Source organism: Bacillus sp. FSL K6-6038, assembly GCF_038050455.1.
GTDB classification, from domain to species: Bacteria; Bacillota; Bacilli; order Bacillales; family Bacillaceae_G; genus Bacillus_A; species Bacillus_A pseudomycoides.
In genome coordinates, this window is sequence record NZ_JBBOUH010000001.1 from 4,473,699 (window position 1) to 4,489,264 (window position 15,566).

General features: G+C 37.0%; 15 protein-coding genes. 2 read left to right on the forward strand and 13 right to left on the reverse strand.

The genetic code is table 11. The annotated features are described in order from the left end of the window. Positions 1-2 precede the first annotated feature (2 nt). Complete coding sequence (locus NSQ40_RS23525) at positions 3-836, reverse strand: EcsC family protein (protein WP_098158894.1); 834 nt, start codon at positions 834-836, stop codon at positions 3-5. A gap of 109 nt (positions 837-945) precedes the next feature. On the opposite strand from NSQ40_RS23525, the gene NSQ40_RS23530 reads away from it, so the two are divergent. Next, a complete protein-coding gene (locus NSQ40_RS23530) occupies positions 946-1,383 on the forward strand; it encodes an NUDIX hydrolase (RefSeq protein WP_098158893.1) in 438 nt (145 codons plus the stop codon). A 22-nt stretch (positions 1,384-1,405) separates the two neighbouring features. On the opposite strand, the gene NSQ40_RS23535 is transcribed toward NSQ40_RS23530, so the two are convergent. The 5 genes from NSQ40_RS23535 to NSQ40_RS23555 form a co-directional block, all read right to left on the reverse strand. Beyond that, entirely contained in the window at positions 1,406-2,599 is a 1,194-nt protein-coding gene (locus tag NSQ40_RS23535; RefSeq protein ID WP_003201037.1) for an acetate kinase, read from the reverse strand. A gap of 293 nt (positions 2,600-2,892) precedes the next feature. Next, complete coding sequence (locus NSQ40_RS23540) at positions 2,893-3,882, reverse strand: class I SAM-dependent methyltransferase (RefSeq protein WP_018781599.1); 990 nt, start codon at positions 3,880-3,882, stop codon at positions 2,893-2,895. Positions 3,883-4,225: 343 nt separating this feature from the next. Beyond that, on the reverse strand, positions 4,226-4,726 hold the full coding sequence (gene tpx, locus NSQ40_RS23545; protein ID WP_003201032.1) for a thiol peroxidase: 501 nt from the start codon (positions 4,724-4,726) through the stop codon (positions 4,226-4,228). Between the two features lie 135 nt (positions 4,727-4,861). Continuing rightward, complete coding sequence (ytfJ, locus tag NSQ40_RS23550; protein WP_003201031.1) at positions 4,862-5,257, reverse strand: GerW family sporulation protein; 396 nt, start codon at positions 5,255-5,257, stop codon at positions 4,862-4,864. A gap of 9 nt (positions 5,258-5,266) precedes the next feature. Beyond that, positions 5,267-5,905, reverse strand: coding sequence for a DUF2953 domain-containing protein (locus NSQ40_RS23555; RefSeq protein ID WP_003201028.1), 639 nt, complete (start codon positions 5,903-5,905; stop codon positions 5,267-5,269). Positions 5,906-6,099: 194 nt separating this feature from the next. Between NSQ40_RS23555 and NSQ40_RS23560 the strand changes: the two genes are divergently transcribed. After that, a complete protein-coding gene (locus NSQ40_RS23560; protein WP_018781597.1) occupies positions 6,100-6,903 on the forward strand; it encodes an NAD kinase in 804 nt (267 codons plus the stop codon). 97 nt (positions 6,904-7,000) lie between these two features. Here NSQ40_RS23560 and NSQ40_RS23565 read toward each other — a convergent pair whose 3' ends face one another. From NSQ40_RS23565 to ezrA, 7 genes are all read right to left on the reverse strand, one after another. Then, positions 7,001-8,563 carry an amidohydrolase gene (locus NSQ40_RS23565; RefSeq protein WP_003201024.1) on the reverse strand — a complete coding sequence of 521 codons (1,563 nt, stop codon included), beginning with the start codon at positions 8,561-8,563 and terminating at the stop codon, positions 7,001-7,003. A gap of 86 nt (positions 8,564-8,649) precedes the next feature. Further along, on the reverse strand, positions 8,650-9,081 hold the full coding sequence (locus NSQ40_RS23570) for a VOC family protein (RefSeq protein WP_018781595.1): 432 nt from the start codon (positions 9,079-9,081) through the stop codon (positions 8,650-8,652). A 119-nt stretch (positions 9,082-9,200) separates the two neighbouring features. Beyond that, on the reverse strand, positions 9,201-10,787 hold the full coding sequence (gene mbcS, locus NSQ40_RS23575) for an acyl-CoA synthetase MbcS (protein WP_003201019.1): 1,587 nt from the start codon (positions 10,785-10,787) through the stop codon (positions 9,201-9,203). 152 nt (positions 10,788-10,939) lie between these two features. Further along, positions 10,940-11,134, reverse strand: coding sequence for a small, acid-soluble spore protein, alpha/beta type (locus NSQ40_RS23580; protein WP_000168892.1), 195 nt, complete (start codon positions 11,132-11,134; stop codon positions 10,940-10,942). Between the two features lie 79 nt (positions 11,135-11,213). Next, positions 11,214-12,425: a tRNA uracil 4-sulfurtransferase ThiI gene (gene thiI, locus NSQ40_RS23585; RefSeq protein WP_003208697.1), complete on the reverse strand. Its 1,212-nt coding sequence runs from the start codon at positions 12,423-12,425 to the stop codon at positions 11,214-11,216. Positions 12,426-12,431: 6 nt separating this feature from the next. Further along, positions 12,432-13,574 (reverse strand): cysteine desulfurase family protein, encoded by a 1,143-nt coding sequence (locus NSQ40_RS23590; protein ID WP_098158892.1) that lies wholly within the window; start codon positions 13,572-13,574, stop codon positions 12,432-12,434. Positions 13,575-13,785: 211 nt separating this feature from the next. Continuing rightward, positions 13,786-15,495, reverse strand: coding sequence for a septation ring formation regulator EzrA (gene ezrA / locus NSQ40_RS23595; RefSeq protein ID WP_018764505.1), 1,710 nt, complete (start codon positions 15,493-15,495; stop codon positions 13,786-13,788). Positions 15,496-15,566: the final 71 nt, after the last annotated feature.

The window sequence follows — 15,566 nt, forward strand, 5'->3', positions numbered from 1 at the left end:
TTTTATGCTCTTTTTTCTTTTTCTACTATGTAACGCACTTGATAAAACCTGTTTGCAAACTCTGTTACATTCCGTGTTAAACGATAATTCACCGTAGAACCAATTGCAATTCCTAACACAGGAATGCCTTGAAATAGTTTATGGCGAAGCGCATAAATAGAAAAAGTCTTCAAAATTTGTTTTAACACAACTTCTGTAGAAGCTGGTTTTAATACTTCTTCTTCTCCTTCATAAAAGAACGAATCTTCTTGTTCTAGTTCTTGAAGTAAGTTATACCAAGCATATTGCTGGAGCCTTGTTGGTAACAATGCCGCATGGAATACCTTTAATGCGAGCATCATTTCATAAGGCTTGTTCACATCATGACCAAACGATGTTGCAATAAGCTGAACCGCCTTTACATTTAATGCAATCATGACAGGAAAGTCAGCTGTTAATAATAACAAACCACCTACTCCGGTTGTACCTCCCTGTACGAAAGAATATAAACGATGACGCGCCGTCTGCTGCTCTGCTATGTATGTTAATTGATCAATGGATAATGCTTTCAATTCTTCCAGCTGCTCAACCGATTCATCAAACAACCGTGCTGTTCCTAAAATACGATTTCTTGCATCAAGCTGTGATTGTAAACTTTGAATCAATGCATGGAGATGGAATAACCATCCGTCTACTTTCGCAAAAAACTCTTTTCGCTTTTTCTCAGGAAACTTTGCAACAGTACTATGCAACCACTTATCAAATACCTTTTGAAAATCGGTAGGCTCCTGTTCTAATAATTTAATTTCCCAATTTTTAACATCTTGTAAAATGGCTTGTTCTCGCTTTGATCGCATCGTAACAACCACCTCGCTCAATTTTTTTCTATTGTAACATATTTCCGGTTTTTCTTTGTAAATCTGATAAGCTAAACATATATTTATCCAGTACATGGGAGGTTACTATATGTACCCACGCGCAAAGGCATTTGGAATTGTACTTCACAACGAACCAATTCTCGTTCAAGAGTATCTTACGGAAAGTGAAGCGTATTACAGACCACTCGGCGGTTCTATTGAATTTGGAGAGAAATCAGATGAAACAGTGATTCGTGAATTTAAGGAAGAACTTAATGAACAAGTAGAAATTACAACTTACTTAGGATGTCTTGAAAATATCTTTTACGCAAACGAAGAAATCGGCCATGAGATCATTCAATTGTATTCTCTTCATTTTGTAGATACATCGCTTTATGAGATCAAAACAATTCCTATTATAGACGGAGAACCCAATACATATGCGACGTGGATTCCGATTACAGCATTTCTGAATCAAGAAAAAGTATTGTATCCAAATGGACTAACGAAATTTGTTGCCACAAAAAGAAAAGACGGAATCCTATAGGATCCCGTCTTTTTTACATATATTAACCAAGGTTTCCAAGACGTAATACGTCACGAGCAATCATAACTTCTTCGTCAGTTGGAATTACGATAATTTTTACTGGAGAGTGTGGGAAGCTGATGAATGCTTCTTCGCCATGAATGTTGTTACGTTTTGGATCGAAGTATACTCCCATAAACTCAAGGCCTTCTAATACACGCTCACGAATTAGAGCACTGTTTTCTCCAATACCAGCTGTAAAGATGATTGCGTCTACACCTTTCATACGAGCTGCATAAGAACCGATATATTTATGAATACGCTCTACGAATACATCTAACGCTACTTCTGCACGGTGGTTTCCTTCTTTTTCCGCTTGTTCGATGTCACGTAAGTCACTAGAGAATCCAGAAAGGCCTAGCATACCACTTTTCTTGTTTAATACGTTCAGAACTTCTTCTACAGATTGTCCTGTTTTTTGCATGATGTATGGAATTAACGCAGGGTCAAGGTTACCAGAACGTGTACCCATTGTTACACCAGCAAGTGGAGTGAAGCCCATAGAAGTATCAATAGATTTTCCACCTTCTACAGCTGCAATACTTGCACCGTTACCTAAGTGGCAAGAAAGTAAACGTAAGCTTTCAAGTGGACGACCTAATAATTCAGCTGCACGCTGTGTTACATATTTATGAGAAGTTCCGTGGAAACCGTATTTACGGATGCCGTATTTCTCATAGTATTCATATGGTAAGCTGTATAAGAAAGATTCTTCCGGCATTGTTTGATGGAATGCTGTATCGAATACTGCAACTGCTGGTACGTTCGGAAGTACTGCTTGGAACGCTTTAATACCAACAACGTGTGCTGGATTATGAAGTGGTGCTAATTCGCTTAAATTTTCAATTTCCGCTAATACTTCGTCAGTAATTAAAGCAGAATCATCAAATTTTTCACCGCCGTGTACAACGCGGTGACCGATACCGCTAATCTCATCAAGAGATTTTACGATTCCGTTTTCAGTTAATTTGTTAAGTAATATATTAACTGCTACTCCATGATCTGGTATACTTGTTACTTCTGTTTGTTTTTCACCGTTCACAGTAATTGTGAAGATACTATCTTCTAAACCGATACGTTCTACTAAACCTTTTGTTAGTACTGTTTCACTTGGCATTTCAAATAATTGGAATTTCAAGGAAGAGCTTCCTGCATTAATCGCGATGATTTTTGACATCTAGTCTTTCGCCCCTTTTTTCTCTTGGTAGTTGTGTGGATAAGACCACAAACCGCTCGATTTTATCTGATTAAATGTACCAAAGATGAAAACGTTTCATCCCCAGTAAATTTTATACTCACGAATTTAATTTAAACATCGTACGACATATATTTCAAGTGAAAAAATTGTAACACCAAGAAAAAATATATATTACAGATTTCAAAAAAATTCAGTTTTATCTTGTATATATTTAAAATTATTACGCACAATACAAAACTGTACTATATCTAAGAATAATTCTGTTACACACATTACGATTTATGAGTTGCAAACCAACTGTTCAATTGAGCCATCATATTCTCCATTGCTTTCATATTGGAAAACTTAGGTAATTCCACTAATAACGCTTGTTTTGGCATCACTACATTTGGACCTTTCTTTTGGAGAACAAATATACTTTTTGCATTTTTCTCGTTTTTAAACATGGAAACAGGAAGCTGTAATAATCCTTGAATATAGCTTGTTTCTTTAATAAAAGCATGTAGTTTTGGTGCTTGATCACTTTCAAAGATGAAGTTTGGTACTAAGAAGAATAAATAGCCACCTTCTTTTGTATGTTTTACACTTTGTTCAATAAAAAGATGGTGTGCATAAGACATTCCTTCATCTGCTTTTAAAGTATATTCACTTGCACCGATTTCGTTTGGATAAAACCCGATTGGTAAATCACAAACAACCACATCAACTGGATCAATATATAGCGGCGCTAACCCATCTTGATTAAAGAACTCAATTGCTTGCTTTTGTAAATTTGCATTCACTAAAGCAAGTCTAACGAGTAAGTCATCCACTTCTACACCAAATCCACTTATCGTTGTCCCTTCTTGAGCACCATTAAAGATTGTTGTCATTAAGTTTCCTGTTCCAATAGCAGGATCTAACACCGTGATTTCTTTTTGACCCTTCATAAATTTCTGGAACAAGTAGTTCATAAACATCCCAACTGCATCAGGCGTCATTTCATGATTGGCTTGTATGCCATCTTTCATTCCTTTTAAAATGGCAAGCTGAAATGCTTTGCGAAGTTCCTCGCTTTTATATTTTTCTTCATTAAACTTACTATATTCACGATTCAACCGTTCAATTGTTGATTCAGATAATCCCTCTTGCAGAACCGCTCCTTCAAACAGGTTATCCCCTGTTTCCACAAGCGCTTCTAAATATGTTACATCTAATTCTTTACGTAAAATTACGGTAGAAGAATCAAAAATAGAAAATAATGTTTCTACTGTCTGACTCACATACACTCCTCCTTCTGTCAATTACACATAACTTATATCATACCATAAAGTGAAACTTTAATCAGTGGGGAGGTTTCTTCATCCCCACTGATTATTAGCCCTCACCAATCGGGCATTTACGGGCAGTTTATCTCCCAACTAGCTTCTTTGTGTTACTGCACCTTAAGGTAGGAGATTTACTGCCCGTTAATGCGGGGTAATCTAATTTTTTCCCAAAAGAAAAAGCAGCCTCTATGTCATGAGACCGCTAAATTATATCGACGCTTTTTCAAATATATCGACCGTTCGACAATATACAACACGCCTGACAAGAAAAAACGACCTCTATAAGAGATCGTCTTCATTACTTCGCAGCTTTTGCTGCTTCTAATGCTGCTTCATAATTTGGATGGCTCGTACCTTCACTTACGTATTCTACGTAAACTACTTTGTCGTTGCTGTCTACTACGAATACTGCACGAGCAAGTAAACGAAGCTCTTTCATTACTACGCCGTAAGCTTCACCGAATGAAAGGTCACGGTGATCAGAAAGTGTTGCTACGTTTTCTAAGCCGTTTGCTGCACACCAGCGTTTTTGAGCGAATGGTAAGTCCACACTAATTGTTAGTACTTTTGCGTTCTCAATACCAGCTGCATCTTGGTTAAAACGACGAGTTTGTGCATCGCATACACCTGTATCGATAGATGGTACAACACTAATTAATTTTACTTCACCTTTGTATGTTTCTAAACTTACTGGAGATAAGTCATTTGCTAACACTTGGAAGTTTGGCGCTTGATCGCCAACTTTAACTTCTGTTCCAACTAAAGTGATTGGGTTACCTTTAAAAGTTACGTTTGCCACTTGAAAATCCTCCCTTATTTAAACAAAATATGTACACTGTAAATGATAGTTTGTCCCTATACAGAATGCAAACAAAATCGCTTTATTTACAAAAAAAATAAAGAAGCTAATCAATCGATTAGCTTCTTTTCGCTGTTAGATTTCAAATTCTGGTTCATCGCCTTTTCGCTTCTCCATCATTTCCTTCACTTTATCAACAGCTTGTGGTGCTAACTCAATGATCTTATCAATCACATGTGTCTGTTGATCTAAATGTAACACTTTTACGCCTTGTCCATTTATAACGAGAAAAGCGACAGGGTTAATTGAAATACCGCCACCACTCCCGCCTCCAAATGGATGACGACCAGAGCTCTCTACTTTTCCAAATTCGCTCCCACCAGCAGCAAACCCAAAACTTACTTTAGAAACTGTTAAAATGACGCTTCCGTCAGCTGCTTTAATTGGGTCGCCAATAATTGTATTTACATCAGTCATTTGTTTTAAATGCTGCATTGCAGTTGTCATTAAACCTTGAATTGGATGGTCCATTTTATCCCCCTATGCTTGTACAGATTTTTCTGTTATACCAGATCTTTGTTTTCTCATAAACAAAAGTAATTTCACTCCTGTTGTTACGGCACGATATATACGAAAGGAGGCTGTTAATTCACCTTTCGATGCAAATCCCTTCCCTTGAAACACAGGTGTAATCTCAAATTCCGGTATATCAATAACATGCGTATATTGTCCCAAGACCCCGGCTGCCATTCCTTTTATCCCCCATGCATATCCAGTGACAATTCCGGTACTAGCTGCATCACCCGTTCCAATTTGCGAATGCCATTTCCAGCTATTGATTTTCACTTTTTTAAGAAAACCTTTAATAATAGTATGGATCTCTTGAAGCTTTTTTATCAGTTCCCCGATGCTATCAAGCTGCGCCATGATTTTATTTTCCATACCGCCATCTTTCTCTGCCTTTTCGATTTTTTGTCCAGTCTTTTTTTGCTGTTTTTCAATTCTTTCCAGCACATCAAATGTATATCCAATCATCCATATTTTCACTTGAAATAAACATTGTTTCTCCATTTCTGAATATAAAAACGTCACTTTAAGCGATAGTTTCGACAATAGTATAAATAAAATGAGCAAGAGAAAAATGCCAATTCCAATTACAAGCCATTTCATACGTACCATCCTTTCACTCCATATCCATTATCGACAGGTTCAAACAGGATTAAACAATCCGCAATGAAATTGAATATAGGAATTTTTCTAAAAATAAAGAGGGATTTTGACATTTTATATCGAAATATATTATTTGAGCATACCATCAGAATTTTTTCTAATGGAGCACAACGCTAAATTTGACTGCAATGGAGGGATACACAATGGCAGATCGTCGCAATTTATTTTTCTTTTATGGTGATGACAAAGCTACGCTTGTCGAAAAAATGAAGCCAATATATCGTATTTTAGAGGACAATGGATTTACCATATTAGATCATCCAAAAAATGCAAACGCTATCGTCAGTGTTGGAGATGACGGCACCTTCTTACAAGCCGTTCGTAAAACAGGCTTCAGGGAAGATTGCTTATATGCAGGAGTTTCTACGAAAGATGAAATTTCTTTCTACTGCGATTTCCATATTGACCATGTCGATACAGCCCTTCAAGAAATTACACAAAATGAAATTGAAGTGCGAAAATATCCAACAATCCAAATAGATGTTGATCAAGATACATCTTTCCATTGTTTAAATGAGTTTTCTTTACGCTCTAGTATCATTAAAACATTTGTAGTGGATGTGCATGTTGATGATTTATATTTCGAGACATTTAGAGGAGACGGTCTAGTTATTTCTACACCGACAGGAAGTACAGCTTATAATAAGTCATTGCATGGTGCAGTTGTTGACCCATTAATTCCATGCTTCCAAATAAGCGAACTTGCTTCTTTAAATAACAACACATACCGTACACTTGGATCACCGTTCATCTTAAATCATGAACGAACATTAACATTAAAGCTTACTCCGGACGGTAATGATTATCCTGTTATGGGAATGGATAACGAAGCACTTAGCATTAAACAAGTTGAAAAAGCAGTTGTTCGCTTAAGTGATAAACAAATTAAAACAGTAAAACTAAAAAATAATTCGTTCTGGGAAAAAGTACAGAGAACATTTTTATAGAAAAAAGAGTGCTGAGGGGGTTCCCAGCACTCTTTTTTCATGATTTACATGTCGTTTTTTTGCAGAAACATTCATATCTTGTGTCGAAACACCAATATTATTTCTGATATACAATTCGACCATCTATTATAGTTACAGTAACTTGAATATCCTTTATTTCCTCTGCTTCAACTTCAAATATGTCACGGTCCATGATAGTAAAATCAGCTTCATATCCTTTAACAATTTTACCACGCTTATTTTCCTTACCAATCGCATAAGCACTTCCAGTCGTAAATAAGGAAACTGCTTCATATACCGTTAATCTCTCTTCAGGTATGTAACATGTTCCATCAATAAAACTTCGCCGCGTGACTGCACTATAGATTCCTAAAAACGGATTTACTTGTTCAATTGGCGCGTCTGATCCACCGCAACAATGTAATCCCACGCCGAGTAATGTTTTCCATGCATAGGCATACTGAAGACGATGCTCCCCTAACTTTTCAATGACTGAGGGAAAATCAGATGAGACAAATACTGGTTGAATATCAATGATCACTTGTAAGTTCTTCATACGTTCAATTAAATCTTCACGAGCAAGCTGACAATGAATAATACGATCACGCAGTCCCTCTGCCGGAGGATATAACTCCAGTGCATCAATTACATATTCAAGGGATAAATCACCGATTGTATGAATCGCAACTGGCATCCGTAAATTACGTGCTTTCTTCACTAATCCCGCGAGCTCTTCACGAGAAAAAATAGCTACTCCATTTGTTCCCTTCGCATCTTCATATGGCTCGCTTAATAGTGCTGTTCGTCCGCCAAAAGAACCATCAGAAAAAATCTTCATCGCTCCAAATTCAATATAATGCTCATTTTCATATTCTTTTCGTTCATCAGCCACTTCATGATGAACGAGTAAATGTGCTTTAAAAGGCATTTCCTTTATTACGTGTAAAAATGCATTATACGTTTTTTGAAAACCACCGTAATAATTTAAGTCTTCTGTATGCCCACCTACTAATCCATATTTCCAGCAATCTTGAATGGCTGTTTGTAGCGCTCTTTGCAAATAAGCTTCATCAATTTCCGGCTGGACATGCTTAATTAATTCTTGCGCTTGTTCATACAACAGGCCTGTTAGTTCTCCGGATACTCCACGCCCAATCTTTCCACCTTTTGGGTCTGACGTTTCCGCTGTTATATTTACTTTTTCGAGTATGTAAGAATTCACCCATGTCACATGACGACAAACACGCTTTAATAAAATGGGATGCTCCTTAGAAATGGCATCTAAATCACGAACGTGGACGCTTTTGGTATCTGTGAAATTATTTTCATTCCAGCCTTCGCCAATAATCCATGTACCTAATCTTGTTTCTTTCACTCGTTCAGCTACAAGCTCAATCATTTCCTTATAAGACGTACAAGCGGATAAGTCTAAACGGAGCAGTCGTTCTCCATGCCCAATAAGATGCATATGGCTATCAACAAGACCTGGTATCATCGTTCTTCCTTCTAAATTGTGTATCTTCTCAGGCTGATAACGACTCTCTAAGCCCTTTTTATCCCCTACACCTATAATCATCCCATCTTCTATATAAACAGCTTCTACTTTCTCATTCTCTTCCTTCATCGTGTAAATATTTCCGCCGTGCCAAATCTCTCCCATCTTCTCATCCCCTTTTCTTTTTAGTCTACGAAATTAAAACGTAGAAAAAAAGCACCACTTTACGTAACATGGTGCTTTTCCAAAAATTAATTATGATCAGCTGGAACTGTTGAAACTTGCCATTCTACATTAAATTTATCTTTTACTTGCCCATACGCCGGGCTCCAGAAAGTTTCTTGGATTGGCATGATTACTTGACCGCCATCTTGTAATTTCTCAAATACTTCTTTTGCTTTTTCTGCATCACTTATTCTAATAGCTACAGTTACTTGTGATCCAATTTGGTACGGTTGTCCTGGGAATGTATCAGAAATCATAAGGTCCGTATTACCGACTTTTAAATGTGCATGTAAAACGCGGTCTTTCACTTCATCTGGAACAGTGAATTCTGGATTTTCAGGCATTTCTCCAAAAGTCTGAATGACTTCAACTTTTGCATCCAATGCATGTTCATAAAACTTCACTGCTTCTTGTCCATTACCATCCAAAACTAAATACGGATTAATACCTAAAATCATAAAAGGCACCTCTTTTTCCAATTTTTTAGTAGTCATTTCACACTACAAACAGAACATACGTTCCTGTTAATAATATCATAATCTTACATGTACTTGCAACAATCTAATTCTATTCTTTCTTACTTTAGCCCTAATCCCATTTCTTGTTTTCTAAGTTCGACGCGTCTAATTTTTCCGGAAATTGTTTTTGGTAGTTCGTCTACAAATTCAATTTTGCGAGGGTATTTATATGGTGCTGTTAATTCTTTAACATGTTCTTGAAGTAAAGGAATCAGTGTGTCTTCTTTTTCTTGTACATTTTCTCTTAAAACGATAAATGCCTTTACGACACTTCCGCGAATTTCATCTGGACTTGCCACAACAGCACACTCTCTTACATACGGATGTTTCACAAGTGCATCTTCAACTTCAAATGGTCCAATTGTATAGCCAGAGCTAATGATAATATCATCCCCGCGCCCCTCGAACCAAAAATAGCCTTCTTCGTCTTTTTTCGCTTTATCACCTGTAATATAATAATCACCGCGAAATTGCATTGCTGTCCGCTCATCATCTTTATAGTATTGTTTAAAAAGTGCTGGCGTTTCAATATGAACAGCAATATCACCGACTTCTCCTACAGATACAGGTTGTCCTTCTTCATTTACAATATCTACATGATTACCTGGCGTCGGTTTTCCCATTGATCCTGGCTTAATTTCCATTCCTTTCATAACGCCAACGAGCAACGTATTTTCTGTTTGTCCATACCCATCCCTGACTGTAACGTTAAAATGATTTTGAAATGTTTCTATTACCTCTCGGTTCAGTGGCTCTCCTGCAGATACAGCACTATGTAAAGCTGTTAAATTATATTGCTGTAAGTTCTCTACTTTTGCCATTAAACGATATTCTGTCGGCGTACAGCAAAGCACATTCACTTTATTATCATCTAATAATTGCAAATATGTTTCCGGTTCGAATTTACCGTGATATACAAATCCTGTTGCGCCTGAACCGAGTGTTGCTAAAAACGGGCTCCAAATCCATTTTTGCCATCCTGGACTTGCCGTTGCCCATACAACATCATTCTCCTCTATTCCAAGCCAATTCGGAGCGCTTGTACGCAAATGTGCATATGCCCAAGCGTGTGTATGTACAACGCCCTTTGGATTCCCTGTCGTCCCTGATGTATAGGATAAAAAGACCATATCTTCTCGGTCTGTCTTTGCGATTTCTAATTCATCACTTTCTGTTTCTAACGCATCTTTTAAATTAATCCAACCATCTACTGACTGCTCGCTCAGTACAAATTTTCGAAGGGACTCCATCATCTCTACATCTTCAAATTGTTCGATATACGGTTCATAACTGACAATTGCCTTTACTTCTCCATGCCGTAAACGATATTCAATATCTTTTTTCCGAAGCATTTCTGAACTTGGAATGACCACAAACCCTGCTTTAATTGCCGCAATGTACGTCATATACGCCTCAATTAAGCGTGGCATCATAATGAGAAGCTTATCCCCTTTTTGCAAACCACTCTTTATAAAAGCGTTTCCAATTTTATTCGCACCTTGTATTAATTCAAGGTATGTAACCTCTCGCCTATTCCCTTCGTCATCTTGCCAAATTAAAGCCAGCTTCTCTTTTTCATTTGTATATTTTTCTATCTCCGCAACTAAGTTATAAGACATTGGTGCTAACAATTCTTCTCTATTCATAATCTCATCCTCCTTTATCTATGCCTCCCTTATATAATAAAGAATTTTCAGTAAATTTTAAACCTACTTCTTTTGACAAATTTTTTAGTGATCTGTCGACATAAAAAAGAAGGAGCGAGAAACCCGCTCCTTCTAAGCCATCATATATGGAATTATTTATGGAAACCGCCTAATTGTTGTTCAGCTAGTGAAACTAGACGTTTTGTAATTTCGCCACCAACAGATCCGTTAGCGCGAGATGTTGAATCAGCTCCAAGTTGAACACCAAACTCTTGAGCGATTTCGTATTTCATTTGATCTAATGCTGCTTGAGCACCAGACACTGCTAATTTGTTTGTGCTTGCCATATGGTATCACCTCCTTGTGAGTATAGAGTGTGATAAACCATAGGACTTCATACATATCTAATGATGGTAATTTATGGTTTTAGAAAAGATCTTCAAATTGTTCTTCTTCGCTCACTTCTACTGTTTGTAATACCATCTTTTCTGTATTAGCAACAGCTTCTTCAATAAGTGATGTAAAGTCATATTTTGATTCAAAGCGATTTGCTTTTTCACGCTTCGGTTTTGTCGATGGACTTGCTGGTGTGAATACTGTACAGCAGTCTTCATACGGACGAATCGAAATATCATATGTTCCAATTGCATTTGCAACTTTAATAATTTCTAGTTTATCCATCGTAATAAGCGGACGAATTACTGGATAGTTTGTAACCTCATTAATCGTATGCATACTATCTAACGTTTGGCTCGCTACTTGTCCAAGACTTTCACCCGTTGTTATCGCAAGTGCATTACGCTCCTCTGCAATACGTTCTGTAATACGCATCATCATACGGCGCATAACTGTCATAGAATAACTAGATGGAATTTCCTTATTAATTGTTTTTTGCACTTCAGTAAACGGAACAAGGTGAAGCGTCACACGTTTACAATACTTTGTTAACTCTTGTGCTAAATCAATTACTTTTTGCTTCGCACGCTCACTTGTGAATGGCGGACTATGGAAGTGAACTGCCTCCACTGATACACCGCGCTTCATTGTTAAGAAAGCAGCTACTGGGCTATCGATCCCACCAGAAAGAAGTACCATTACTTTTCCGCCAACGCCAACTGGTAATCCGCCAGCTCCCATGCGCTCATCACACATAATATAGCTATAACCGCTGCGAATTTCTACACGAACATTTACATCTGGATTATGAACATCTACTGTAATGTCTTCTGTATTATCTAAAATATAGCCGCCAATCTCCGGAAGCAACTCCATCGTCTGCATCGGGAAGTGTTTATAAGAACGGTGTACTGTAATTTTAAATGTTTTAACATCGCCTTTTACTTGTAAGAAAGCAGCAAGCGCTCCTTTTTTAATGTCTTCTAATTCTGACGGTACTTTCATTGCTAAGTTAAACTTATGAATACCAAATACATCTTTCAATCTCTCTGCAATCGCCTCATGATCTTCACCATTTAACTGAATGTACATGCGGTCGTGTGTTGCATCGATTTTGATATTTGGGAATTTCTTTAATTTAAATTTAACGTTATCTTTTAACGTGTTTACAAACTTAGAACGGTTTTTTCCTTTTGTCGTCATTTCTCCATAACGAACTAAAATATATTCATATGTCATCATATTTCTTTACCTCATCACTTCATATAATTTTTGCAATGTTTCTTTTATAATTTCTTCAAATTGTGTTACTTCTTCCATCGTATTTTCAGGTGCTAAACTAATGCGAATCGCACTCGCTGCTGCAGCATGCGGTATTCCCATTGATACTAACACACGACTCACTTCATTTGCTTTTGAGGAACAAGCTGATTTGGTTGATACATATACGTCACGTTCTTCTAGAGCATGAACCACTACTTCTGGTTTCAACCCAACGAATGATACATTTAAAATATGCGGCGCAGCATACGCAAGCGATGTATTAATTGTTACATCTTCCATTCCCTCTAAGAAACGTACGAGTTCTGCTTGCAATTTCTGTAAGTGGTCACTCTTTTCTCTCATATGTTCCATTGTCATACGTAGTGCCTTTACCATCGCAACAATACCAGGTAGGTTCTCTGTACCCGAGCGATAACGCAGCTCCTGCTGACCACCTGATAAAATCGGATCTAATCTTACACCATCGCGTACATATAAAAGTCCTGTTCCCTTTACGCTATGAAATTTATGTCCAGATATCGAACAAAGATCAATATGAGAAGCATATAAATCAAGTGGTACTTTTCCAATTCCTTGTACATGATCCACATGGAATCTTATTTTTGGATAGTTCGCTAGCAATTCACCAACTTCAGAAACAGGTTGAATCGCCCCTGTTTCATTATTCACATGGATCATTGAAACAAGGATTGTATCCTCACGAAGCGCTCGTTTTACATTTTCTACTGATACAATACCATGTTCGTTTACAGGTAAATAGGTAACATCAAAGCCGAGCCCTTCTAATTGTTTATATGCTTCAAACACAGACGCGTGTTCAATATTTGTTGTAATAATATGCTTACCACGAGAGCGGTTCTTCATCGCTATTCCTTTAATCGCAAGGTTATTCCCTTCCGTTCCACCCGATGTGAAAATAATCTCGGAAGGCTTAACATGAAGAAGCCCTGCTGCAATCGTTCTCGATTGTATTAATAAACGCTCCGCTTCTCCCCCGAGCGAATGAATAGAAGAAGGATTCCCAAAATATTTTCCTGCAACCGTTACGTAAGATTGAAGGACTTCTGGATATGGTTTCGTCGTCGCACTATTATCAAAATAGATCATCGTTCTTCCCCTTTCAGCGCTGTCACATCATATAATCATATCACAAATACGTGCAATTACGCTAAACATACTCAAAGGTTCCATTTTTCAATACAGAAGTATACTTCTATATTTTGAAACGAAAAACACTGCTGTATTCCGCTATTCATTATAGCAATATCGCTCTAGAATTTACACAGATCCAGTGCAAAAAAAACAAACCCCTTTTTCATCAAGGGGTTTGTTCATTATCAACAAATTCAGCAATTTTTTGTACAACACCAGGTTCAAGTTGTTCCAAAACAGAAGCTGCTTGTTCTAAAGCTGCATCATATTCATATTCGCGGAACAATCTCTCTGCATTCTCTAAGCTTTGCGCCAAATCCACATCATGACTACGGTAGCGATTACCATATTGGATTAGCTTTTCTACTAAGTACGCTTGTCCAATTAACTCCTGCGTCTTTTCATATACACCGTTTACCATTGTATATGTTTCTTCTAACATACTATTTACAACATTCATATTTAGTGGTTTTAATTCTAACTGCTCATATACACCTTGCATTGCCTCTTGTCCTCTTTGTAAATCTTCCATAATGCTTTCTGGAAGACCTGGTAAGTTAGACTTTTGCATAAAGCGTTTAGCTTCTATGATCATATTACGCATTTCATTTAATTTCTCACGCGCTTCAAATTCTTCTTTACGCATCATTTGCAACATATCTTTATACTCTACATGAAGTACCTTCAATGTTTCACATTGCTCATAAATCTCTTCCAGTTCTTCCCGAATAACAGAGAATGCAATATCTTGCTCTGCAACACGTAATTGCAATACTTCAAAGCGTTTCATTAAAATATGCATTTGTTTTTCAATCAACTTTTGTGATTCAATGTCTTTGTCTTGCAGCTGATAGCTTTGTTTCACAAATTGCGTTTCGGATTTTGTCTCAATTGCTTTTTCATGAATTTCCTCTAAATCTTCGTAAATACTAACTGACTTTTTCTCTACATAATGCTTCGCATGTACTTCTTGTTCTAATTGATCATACAACATATCCAAACGCTTTTTTAAGCCTTCTATTTTCTCGTTTACTTCTGTTATATGAAGCTCTTCTAAATCAATCAGACATGTTTGTAGTTGTTTGTTCATATCCCGTACTTCTTTAGGGATTTCTAAATGATTTAATACATACCCTTGTTTTTTCATATCATCGTGACCTTGTAATAAATCATCCAATTGTACCAGTAATGTTGCTTGACACTCCACTAATAAATCAGGAATTTCATGAACGATAATTTCTAAGTTCGCCAATCCATCTTCCAAACTTTTTACAATATCACGTGCCTTTAAATAATCACCGTTTGCCGTTGTCTCGTCAAACTCTTGAAACTTCGCTGATTCTATATCAAGTAACTCTTCAATTTTCTGTTCGGATTGTCCAAACATATGACGATGAGCCAATACATTCTTTTTCATACTACGATATGTATCACGTAAACCTTCAATTTCCGAACTATTTTTCTCATAGCTCTCTAATAATTGCTGTAGCTCATTTAAAATCTCCGTAATGCGGTTATCCGCTTCATCTAAATCACGAATGGATTCACTCATCAAACGCTTTGCTTTTCGGAAGGAAAATTGTGAGGCTGACTTTTGGGCATTTTCTAATGTTTTATCAGCTTTTGGCAGAAGGTTTGCAACAATTTCATCCCATTCTTCACGCCACTTTCCAAACAGTTCCTCTGTTTGTCCAGTCATATTTAAATCCTTAACCCGTTTCAATTCATCTGCAACAGGTTTATCTTTGACTTCTTGTTTCCACTGCTCAAGTGCTTCAATATCTTTATATAAACGATTTCTTATCACGAGCTCTATCATGAGCAGCACTAGAATAGAGCTTACTACGATGATAACGATCGTCAGAATAGAATCCATGTAAAATAGCCTCCTATTATATCTCTTTTTTTGTCCGTTCCGTTTATGAAATGGAAGGCATTATGTATAAA

Coding starts and splice junctions, on each gene's coding strand:
- mbcS (WP_003201019.1), bottom strand. CDS start 10,787: ATGAATAGAGAAGAATTGTTAGCACCAATGTCTTATAACTTAGTTGCG.
- NSQ40_RS23590 (WP_098158892.1), bottom strand. CDS start 13,574: ATGATCTATTTTGATAATAGTGCGACGACGAAACCATATCCAGAAGTC.
- NSQ40_RS23555 (WP_003201028.1), bottom strand. CDS start 5,905: ATGGTACGTATGAAATGGCTTGTAATTGGAATTGGCATTTTTCTCTTG.
- thiI (WP_003208697.1), bottom strand. CDS start 12,425: ATGATGACATATGAATATATTTTAGTTCGTTATGGAGAAATGACGACA.
- NSQ40_RS23530 (WP_098158893.1), top strand. CDS start 946: ATGTACCCACGCGCAAAGGCATTTGGAATTGTACTTCACAACGAACCA.
- NSQ40_RS23535 (WP_003201037.1), bottom strand. CDS start 2,599: ATGTCAAAAATCATCGCGATTAATGCAGGAAGCTCTTCCTTGAAATTC.
- ezrA (WP_018764505.1), bottom strand. CDS start 15,495: ATGGATTCTATTCTGACGATCGTTATCATCGTAGTAAGCTCTATTCTA.
- NSQ40_RS23580 (WP_000168892.1), bottom strand. CDS start 11,134: ATGGCAAGCACAAACAAATTAGCAGTGTCTGGTGCTCAAGCAGCATTA.
- NSQ40_RS23560 (WP_018781597.1), top strand. CDS start 6,100: ATGGCAGATCGTCGCAATTTATTTTTCTTTTATGGTGATGACAAAGCT.
- NSQ40_RS23565 (WP_003201024.1), bottom strand. CDS start 8,563: ATGGGAGAGATTTGGCACGGCGGAAATATTTACACGATGAAGGAAGAG.
- NSQ40_RS23570 (WP_018781595.1), bottom strand. CDS start 9,081: ATGATTTTAGGTATTAATCCGTATTTAGTTTTGGATGGTAATGGACAA.
- NSQ40_RS23525 (WP_098158894.1), bottom strand. CDS start 836: ATGCGATCAAAGCGAGAACAAGCCATTTTACAAGATGTTAAAAATTGG.
- ytfJ (WP_003201031.1), bottom strand. CDS start 5,257: ATGGACCATCCAATTCAAGGTTTAATGACAACTGCAATGCAGCATTTA.